We start from the raw sequence: 694 nt of genomic DNA on the forward strand, positions 1-694 counted from the left end.
GATCAGTCGTCCGGATCATCCACCGCTGACTTTCCAGTGTTTGACATCGTCTGCAAACATCATTTGCTTCATCTCATGTGCAATGCCATATGCCAAAGACTCATGTGCAGCGATAACTTTTTCTTCGGCTGAAAGACAATGAAAAATATCGAGCCTGGTCTCTGCGTCAGCCGTTTCAAGGGTGTAAATTTGCACGTAACGCGCGAGGTCGTTGTCGAGGCTCGACAGGTATTCACGCAGGCGCTGATGGTCGACTGATTTTTGGCTGAAATACCAATTCATGGGGTGAATCAGGAAGCGTGAGTGGGGCGAGGTGATACGGCGGTTTGCCGCCAAAAACATAATGATACCCATTGATTCGATGTTGCCCGCGTTGATCGCGCATAGTGGTACCGGCAATGACTTCAGGAACGTGTAGAGCGTGAAGCCAAAGTTAGTACTCCCCCCGCAGGTAGACAGGTTGAGGAGCAAGGAGGTGGCGCCTTGTTCGATGGCTTCAAGGCAACAGTCCCGGAAGCGCTCAGTCGTTCCTTGATCGATTTGGCAATGAAAATGCACGATGTGTTCAGTCATCGGTTGATGTCCCGAGAGTGRTGCTGGCGGTCTTCTACGAATTAGTAAGTCTAGTAAATATCGGTCATGTCATCTGAGATCTGACGTAAATTCCCCTCGCCAAGACGCACATGCCGTCCAT

The 694-nt window shown here is 50.2% G+C and carries 1 protein-coding gene; it reads right to left on the bottom strand.

Annotated features, from left to right (window positions below):
- Nucleotides 1–15: 15 nt before the first annotated feature.
- Nucleotides 16–573 (bottom strand): ATP-dependent Clp protease proteolytic subunit, encoded by a 558-nt coding sequence (locus tag AC1DRJ_RS31070; RefSeq protein WP_477805481.1) that lies wholly within the window; start codon nt 571–573, stop codon nt 16–18.
- Nucleotides 574–694 lie beyond the last annotated feature (121 nt).

Source organism: Pseudomonas sp. P5_B2 (assembly GCF_056400445.1).